The following is a 9,090-nucleotide window of genomic DNA, read 5'->3' as shown; positions in this document are numbered from 1 at the left end:
TACAACCTGGACAGCAGCAACCTCGACGTCAAGGCGCTGAAGGCTGGCGAGACGGCCACTGAGACCTTCACCGTTACCGTGGACGACGGCAACGGCGGCGTGGTCACCAAGGACGTGACAGTCACGATCAACGGCACCGATGACGGCGCCGTGATCACCCCGGCTAACCCGGGCGACGACAAGGGTACGGTCACCGAAGACGTGACGCTCGCCGTTGGCGGCAAGCTCGACGTGACGGATCCGGATGCAGGCGAAGCGGTCTTCAAGCCGCAGACGGATGCCGCTGGCCAACACGGCAAGTTCTCCATCGACGCCAATGGCAATTGGACCTACAACCTGACCAACAACGACCCGGCCGTCCAAGGCCTGGGCGCTGGCAAGACCCTGACCGAAACCTTCACCGTTACGACGGCTGACGGCACGACCGGTCAAGTGGTCGTCACCATCGTCGGCACCAACGACATCCCGGTCTTGACTGGCAAGGCGGACGGCGCAGTCACGGAAGACGGCACCCTGGTTGCGACTGGCAAGATCGACGTCGCCGACGTCGACACGACCGACAAGCACACCTGGACCGTCAACGACGGCGGCAAGGGCACGTATGGCTCCTTCTCGGTCGACACGACCGGCAAGTGGACCTACAACCTGGACAACACCAACAAGAATGTCCAAGGCCTGAAGTCCGGCGAAACGTTCACCGAAACCTTCACCGTGACCGTCAATGACGGCAACGGCGGCGTGGTCACGAAGGATGTGACGGTCACCATCAACGGCACCGACGATGGCGCGGTGATCACCCCGGCCACCCCGGGCGACGACAAGGGTACGGTCACCGAAGACGTGACGCTCGCCGTTGGCGGCAAGCTCGACGTGACGGATCCGGATGCAGGCGAAGCGGTCTTCAAGCCGCAGACGGATGCCGCTGGCCAACACGGCAAGTTCTCCATCGACGCCGATGGCAAGTGGACCTACAACCTGACCAACAACGACCCGGCCGTCCAAGGCCTGGGCGCTGGCAAGACCCTGACCGAGACCTTCACCGTTACGACGGCTGACGGCACGACCGGTCAAGTGGTCGTCACCATCGTCGGCACCAACGACATCCCGGTCCTGACCGGCAAGGCCGATGGTGCGGTCACCGAAGACGGCACCCTGGTTGCCACCGGCAAGATCGACGTCGCCGACGTCGACACGACCGACAAGCACACCTGGACCGTCAACGACGGCGGCAAGGGCACGTATGGCTCCTTCTCGGTCGACACGACCGGCAAGTGGACCTACAACCTGGACAACACCAACAAGAATGTCCAAGGCCTGAAGTCCGGCGAAACGTTCACCGAAACCTTCACCGTGACCGTCAACGACGGCAACGGCGGCGTGGTCACGAAGGACGTGACGGTCACCATCAACGGCACCGACGACGGCGCCATCATCACCCCGGCCAAGCCGGGCGATGACAAGGGCACGGTCACCGAAGACGTCACGCTCACGACGGCCGGCAAGTTGGTCGTTACCGATCCGGACGCTGGTCAAGCGGTCTTCAAGCCGCAGACGGATGCCGCTGGCCAACACGGCAAGTTCTCCATCGACGCCGATGGCAAGTGGACGTACAACCTGACCAACAACGACCCGGCCGTCCAAGGCCTGGGCGCTGGCAAGACCCTGACCGAAACCTTCACCGTTACGACGGCTGATGGCACCACCGGTCAAGTGGTCGTCACCATCGTCGGCACCAACGACATCCCGGTCTTGACCGGCAAGGCCGATGGTGCAGTCACCGAAGACGGCACCCTGGTTGCCGCCGGCAAGATCGACGTCGCCGACGTCGACACGACCGACAAGCACACCTGGACCGTCAACGACGGCGGCAAGGGCACGTACGGCTCGTTCTCGGTCGACGCGACCGGCAAGTGGACCTACAACCTGGACAACACCAACAAGAATGTCCAAGGCCTGAAGTCCGGCGAAACGTTCACCGAAACCTTCACCGTGACCGTCAACGACGGCAACGGCGGCGTGGTCACGAAGGACGTGACGGTCACCATCAACGGCACCGACGACGGCGCCATCATCACCCCGGCCAAGCCGGGCGATGACAAGGGCACGGTCACCGAAGACGTGAAGCTGGCCGTTGGCGGCAAGCTCAACGTGACGGACCCGGATGCAGGCCAAGCGGTCTTCAAGCCGCAGACGGACGCCACTGGCCAGCACGGCAAGTTCTCCATCGATGCCAATGGCAATTGGACCTACAACCTGACCAACAACGACCCGGCCGTCCAAGGCCTGGGCGCTGGCAAGACCCTGACCGAAACGTTCACGGTCACGACGGCTGATGGCACCACGGGGAAAGTGGTCGTCACCATCGTCGGCACCAACGACATCCCGACCATTGCGGGCACCACCACCGGCGCCGTGAAGGAAGACGGCACGCAGACCGCCAGCGGCCAGTTGACCAAGACTGACGTCGACACGACCGACACGCATACGTGGACGGTCAGCGATGCCGGCAAGGGCGTCTACGGCACCTTCACGGTCGACTCGTCGGGCAAGTGGACGTATACGCTGAACAACAACGCAGCCAATGTCCAGGGCCTGAAGGAAGGCCAGCAGGTCACCGACACCGTCAATGTGACTGTCGACGACGGCAACGGCGGCAAGGCCACCCTGCCTGTCACCGTCACGATCACCGGCACCAATGACGCGCCGGTGATCACTGGCCAGAAGACGGGCACCGTAACCGAAGACTTCACGCTGACCTCGACCGGCAAACTGACGGTGACGGATGCGGATGTGGGCCAGAGCGGTGTCGCCGCGCAGACCAATGTGGTCGGCAAGTACGGCACATTCTCGATTGACGCCAACGGCAATTGGACGTACACGCTGAACAACAGCCTGGCGGTGGTGCAGAACCTGCCCGCAGGCGCCCTGCTCTCCGAGTCGTTCAATGTCGTGACCGTCGACGGCACGACGGCTCCGCCGATCACGGTCTCGATCGTGGGCACGAACGACGCCCCGGTCGCCGCCGACAATTCGGCCAATGTGGAAATCGGCGCCAGCCACGTCTTCACGGTCGCCGAGTTCGGTTTCAATGGCGGTGCCGAGGGTGACGCGCTGCAAAGCGTGATCATCTCGCGCCTGCCGACGGACGGCACGCTGACGCTGAACGGCAACCCCGTGACGGTGAACACCGCCGTCTCGGCGGCGGACATCGCCGCCGGCAAGCTGGTGTTCACCCCGTCGGCCAATGGCCTGGACACCTCGATCGGCTTCCAGGTGCGCGATACCGGCGGCACGGACCACGGCGGCCAGAACACGTCGGGCACCTACAACTTCGTGCTGAACACGAACAACGTGGTGACCGGCGAAAACACCGGGAGCGGCACGGGCACCAACCCGCCGTTGAGCGGCGGTTCGGGCGACGACATCATCCTGGGCGACAAGGGCGGCACGGTCACGACCGTGGAGCCGGGCAAGAGCTACAACATTGCCCTGGTGGTGGATACGTCGGGCAGTATGGCGTACGGCCTGGACGGATCCAGCGGAGTTTCCTACAACCAGTCGCGCATGAAGCTGGTGAAGGACGCCCTCGCGGTCCTGGCCAACCAATTGTCCAACCATGACGGCAAGATCAACCTCACGCTGATCGGGTTCGCGAAGGTCAGCGGCGAGAACATCAGCATCAACAATTTCTCGAAGGCAAACCTGCCCGCGCTGCTTGCCGCCATTGACGCGCTGGTCGCCAACGACGGCACCAACTACGAAGTCGCTTTCAACACCGCAGTGAACTGGTTCAATAAGCAAAGCAACAGCGGCAATACCGCCGCCAACGGCTACGAGAACAAGACGTTCTTCCTGACCGACGGCGATCCGACCTACTACCAGACCACCGACTGGTTGGGCCGGCCCACGGTGGGCGGTACCGGTAGCTCCACGGACACGACGACGATCAACGAGTCGCTGTCCGGCTACAACCCGCTGGCCAATATCAGCCAGGTCAATGCCATCGGCATCGGCCCGGGGGTCAACGCTGACATCCTTCGCCTGTTCGACAACACGGGCGGCGGCGGCACGGCCTATGCGCCGGTCGGCAGCGGTTCGGACACGACGCTAGCCAACTTCGGTTCGAACAACGGTTGGGGCAACATGTCCAACTGGACCAGCACCGGCACGGGCAGCGGCAGCTCGGTCTCGCGCACCAACAGCGCGCTGCAGATCGTCGACACCACGGGCGGCACGCACACCACGGCGACCAGCCCGACGTTCTCGATCAGCGCGTATGGCAAGGTGACGTTCGACGTGACCACCAGCAACTACGCGACGGGCGACAAGTTCACGTGGACGCTGCAGCGCTGGGACGGCAGCAAGTGGGTCAACATGGATAGCGGCAGCACCACTGCCGCCTTGTCCGGGAAGACCTCCGTGTCGTCGGCCGTGGTGCCCTCGGGCACCTATCGCCTGGTCTACGACCTGGATGACACGACCAACAACTCGCAAAGCGCCACGGTCCAGATCGACAACATCGTGCAAACGGACTGGACGGCCAGCAATGTCGTGGCGGCCCCTGGTGGCCAGGTGGACATCGTGCTGAAGCCCGACGACCTGACGGCGGCCCTCCAGGGCGGCAACATCACCAACGATCCGGCAGCGGTGGGCAACGACGTCATCAATGGCGGCGCCGGCAACGACATCATCTTCGGTGACACGATCAATACCGATCACCTCACCTGGGGCAGTGTCGCCGCCGGTTCGCATGACGGCCAAGGCCTGAAGGCGCTGCAGGACTTCCTGGCCTACCAGAACGGCCATGCCGCGACCAGCAACGAGATCTACGACTACCTGAAGGCCAACCACGCGCAGTTCAACCTGCCTGACGACACCCGCGGCGGCAACGACACCGTCCACGGCGGCACGGGCGACGACATCATCTACGGCCAGGGCGGCAATGACACCCTTTACGGCGATGACGGCAATGACGTGCTGTACGGCGGCGCCGGCGCCGACACCCTGAACGGTGGCGCGGGCAACGACACGCTGGACGGCGGTTCGGGCAACGACACGCTGATCGGCGGCAAGGGCAACGACACGTTGATCGGCGGCGCCGGCAGCGACACGTTCAAGTGGGAACTGAACGACCAAGGTTCGGTCGGGGCGCCCGCGGTCGATACGATCAAGGACTTCTCCAACGCCACCATCGCCAACGGCGGCGATGTCCTGGACCTGAAGGATCTGCTGGTCGGCGAGAAGGACGGCACGCTGACGCAGTACCTGAGCATCCACAAGGAAGGCAACAACACGGTCATCGATATCAACACCAAGGGCCAGATCGCCCAAGGCGCCGACCAGAAGATCGTGCTGGAGAACGTGGACCTGACGAACAATGGCCAGATGAACAACCAGGCCATCATCAACGACCTGCTGCAAAAGGGGAAGTTGAACGTCGACCACAACTAACCCGCAGTACCCGGGGCGGAGCGGCAACGGCCCGCCCCGGGCGCAGGCATTTTTTTAAGCAAGCGTGTCTGCGAGAGTCGGAAAAATGTGAAAATCCGTTTCATGTCCTCGACTCACCGTTTCCGCGGCACGCTGCCCCTGTGCCGACTGGTGTTGCTATGCCTGGCTTGCGTCTGGGGCGGCAGTTTCGCCCTGGAAGTCAGCACCGACCGGCTGCAAAGCCTGGCGGCTAGCCGTTATGGCGCAAAAGGCGCGAAATCGGTGGGAAGCTGGTTGCAGTTGCTCCGCAACCCGCCACCGGCCCTGGAACGGGACAAGCTGACGCTTGCGAACGATTTCTGGAACCGTGCCCTGCTATCGGGCGAAGACATCACCATCTGGGGGCAGACGGACTACTGGGCCACCCCGCTGGAATCGTTGGGCAAAGGCGCCGGCGACTGCGAAGACTATGTGATCGGCAAGTACTTCACCTTGCTGTCGATGGGCGTCCCCGCGAACAAGCTACGCTTCATCTATGTCCGCGCCCGCATTGGCGGACCCGCCAGCAGCAGCCAGGTCGCCCACATGGTCCTGGGCTACTACGAAACCCCGAATGCCGTCCCGCTGGTGCTGGACAGCCTGATATCCACCATTCTGCCGGCGACCCAGCGTCGCGACCTGACGCCGGTCTTCAGCTTCAACGCCGACGGCGTGTACGTTGACGGCAAGCCCGCCGCGCCGGTTGACCGACTCAGCCGCTGGCGTGATCTACTTCAACGCATGGAACGGGAAGGCATACGCCCCTGACGGCCGGAAACAAGACTATGTCCATACTTCGACAGCTACTGCTCAGCGTTACCCTTGCGATCGGCGTCATCCTGCTGGGCACCTTGGCGCTCAGCGTCAACTCGGCGCGCGAATACCTGTCGGGCCAGTTGCAGGTGCAGAGCACCGACGCCGCCGTGTCGCTGGCGCTGTCCTTGTCGCAGCCCGCCAACAATGACCCGGTCCTTCAGGAACTGCTGGTGTCGGCCCTGTACGACGGTGGCCATTTCTCGCTGGTGCGCCTGACCGATCCTGACGGCAAGGTGCTGATCGAGCGCAAATCGGATACCACGCCCAAGTCGGTTCCCGGCTGGTTCCAGAAGCTGGCGCCCCTGGACACGCAACCGGCCAGCCACGCCGTCAGCGACGGGTGGCGCCAGATCGGCGAGGTCACCCTGATCGCCAACGACGCCTATGCCTGGGAAGCCCTGTGGCGCAGCAGCCTGAAAATGATTGCGCTGGTCGTCGGTGCGGGCGTCCTGTGGGCCGTGTTCGCGTTTGTGCTGGTGGGCTGGATCAAGAACCGCCTGCTGCGCGAGATCAGCGACCATGTCCGCAGCATCGGCCAGGATACCCCTCCCCAGCAGGTGGAAGCCCGCGTTCCCGAATTGTCCGGCGTCGTGCAGGCGCTGAACCAGACCCGCGAACGCGTGTATGCCAGCGTCGAAGAACAGAACGCCAAGATCGAATCGCTGGAACTGGAGCTCAACCAGGATCCGGTCACGGGCCTGCCAAACCGCAAGTACTTCGTCAACGAGTTCAGGCGCGCGCTGGAAGCGCCGGCTGGGGCCGCAGGCCAGCCGACATCGCGTTCCATCGCCGGCGGGCACGTGCTGGTGTTCCGTCAGCGCGACCTCGCCGACCTGAACCGTCATATGCCTCGCGAATTCATCGACCAATGGCTACGCGCCGCGTGCCAGCGCATTCAAGGCACGCTGCAACGCCTGAACGTCGCTGCCCCGCTGCTGGCCCGGCTGAACGGGTCCGATTTTGCGCTGCTGCTGCCGGGCTGCGCCGCCCCCAAGGCGATGATGGTCGCCGAACAATTGCGGGCGGACCTGCATGCGTCGCGCATTCCGGTCGGTGAAGGCCATCTGTGCCGCTGGGCACAGGCCATGACCGACTATGGTCCCGGCAATCAGGCAGGCCCGGTGCTGGCGCGCCTGGACTTCGGACTGATGCGGGCCGAAAGCGCCAACAACGATCATGTCGTGATCGCGGGCGCGACCGACATGCAGTCGCCTTCGGAGTCGGGCGAACGCGCCTGGAAAGACGCCATCCTGACCGCATTGGAAAAAGACCAGTTCGAACTGGCGACCGAACCACTGCTGGCCGCCGACGGCAGCATGGTGCGTACCGAAGCCATGCTGATGCTGCGCACCGCCGCCGACCAGGTCCCGATTCCCGCCACCCTGTTCATCCCGCCTGCCGTGCGGCTGGATTTGGTCGCCGAGTGCGATCTGGAGTCCGTGCGCCTGGGCCTGGACTGGCTGATCGCCCACGACGGCGAGCTTGCCATTCGGGTCGCCCTGCCGTCGTTGCGGGGCCAGAAGTTCTTCCGTCAACTCGCGCTGCTGTTGACGGAACACCGTGGGCTGGCCTCGCGCCTGTTCCTGGAAATCGACGCGCACGGCCTGGTGGAATGCCACGAGCAGATCGCCACACTTGCGCGCGTGGCATCGGAATTCGGCGCGCATATCGGCGTGCGCCGCCTGGCGCAGCAATTCGGCGCCGTGGCGCAACTGCACACCCTGCCCTTGTCGTATGTGAAGCTGGGCGGCGGGTTTGTCGGGGGCATGTCGCAAAGCCCGGGCAGCCAGCAGTTGACGGCTTCGGTCCTGGAAACCGCACGTACCCTGAACATCGCGGTCTACGCCGAAGATGTGCCCGACGCCGAAACGCGGCGCATCCTGTCCGGCCTGGGCATCAGCATCATGCGCGGCCCGGGTGTGAAACCCGCATGAAGGCCGCGGCCGGCACGACCTGACGGCAGAGAGCCGCGTTACTTCTTGGCTTGCTGATACAACGGCATCACCTGCTGCGCGGCGGCCTGCAAGTCCGTAATGCGCGACTCGGCCGAGGGGTGCGTGGACAGGATTTCCGGCGGCGCGTTGCCGCTGTCTGCCGACCCCATCTTCTGCCATAGCGTCACCGCGGCGCGCGGGTCATAGCCCGCCCGCGCCGCGAGCTCCACGCCCATGCGGTCCGCTTCGGTCTCGTGCGTGCGGCTATTAGGCAACGTGAACATCACACTGGTGAGTTGCCCGCCCAGATCGGACGCGGCGTTGGAGCCCGTCGCGATGGACAGCACCTGCAAGCCCAGGTTAGTAGCCATCTGCTGCGAAACGCGCTCGCGCGCATGTTCGCGCAGCGCGTGGGCGATCTCGTGGCCCATCACGGCCGCCAACTCGTCGTCGGTCGGCTTGATCTTCGAGATCAGGCCCGTGTAGACGGCGATCTTGCCGCCGGGCATGCACCAGGCGTTGACCTCGTCGCTGGACAACACATGCACTTCCCACTTCCAGCCGGAGGCATCGGGGCGGAACACGCCTACCTGCGCGATCAGTCGCTGAGAGATGGCGCGCACCCGCGACAACTGCTGCGCATCACGGTCCAGCAGCCCCTTGCCCTGAGCCTGTTTGAGGATGTCCGTGTACTGCTGGCTTGCCTCTTGCTCGAGCGCTTGCGAGGGCACCAGGCTGGACATGTACTGCGTGCGGTTGACGCCGATGGCGCCGGACTGCGTGGTGTTCATGCCGGTGCAGCCGGCCAGGGCGGCCAGCAGAAGCGTCACGGCCGTGCCGCGCAATAGATGACGTTTACGGTTCATGTCGG

The 9,090-nt window shown here is 64.3% G+C and carries 4 protein-coding genes; 3 read left to right on the top strand and 1 reads right to left on the bottom strand.

Going from position 1 to position 9,090, the window contains the following annotated elements; all coding sequences use genetic code 11:
• The 3 genes from A9973_RS27280 to A9973_RS27270 form a co-directional block, all read left to right on the top strand.
• Nucleotides 1–5,451, top strand: a 5,451-nt coding sequence (locus A9973_RS27280; RefSeq protein WP_183016743.1) for a VCBS domain-containing protein, incomplete at its 5' end; no start/stop codon positions are given.
• Between the two features lie 102 nt (nucleotides 5,452–5,553).
• Entirely contained in the window at nucleotides 5,554–6,237 is a 684-nt protein-coding gene (locus tag A9973_RS27275) for a transglutaminase-like cysteine peptidase (RefSeq protein ID WP_183016742.1), read from the top strand.
• A 17-nt stretch (nucleotides 6,238–6,254) separates the two neighbouring features.
• Nucleotides 6,255–8,219 carry a LapD/MoxY N-terminal periplasmic domain-containing protein gene (locus A9973_RS27270; RefSeq protein WP_183016741.1) on the top strand — a complete coding sequence of 655 codons (1,965 nt, stop codon included), beginning with the start codon at nucleotides 6,255–6,257 and terminating at the stop codon, nucleotides 8,217–8,219.
• A gap of 38 nt (nucleotides 8,220–8,257) precedes the next feature.
• Here A9973_RS27270 and A9973_RS27265 read toward each other — a convergent pair whose 3' ends face one another.
• The gene (locus tag A9973_RS27265) at nucleotides 8,258–9,085 is read right to left on the bottom strand and encodes a M48 family metallopeptidase (protein ID WP_183016740.1); all 828 of its coding nucleotides are present in this window, start codon (nucleotides 9,083–9,085) and stop codon (nucleotides 8,258–8,260) included.
• Nucleotides 9,086–9,090: the final 5 nt, after the last annotated feature.

Source organism: Achromobacter sp. UMC46, from assembly GCF_014170335.1.
GTDB lineage: Bacteria > Pseudomonadota > Gammaproteobacteria > Burkholderiales > Burkholderiaceae_B > Achromobacter.
Note: the sequence above shows the minus strand (reverse complement) of the source record. Positions and strands in the feature narration are given on the sequence as shown.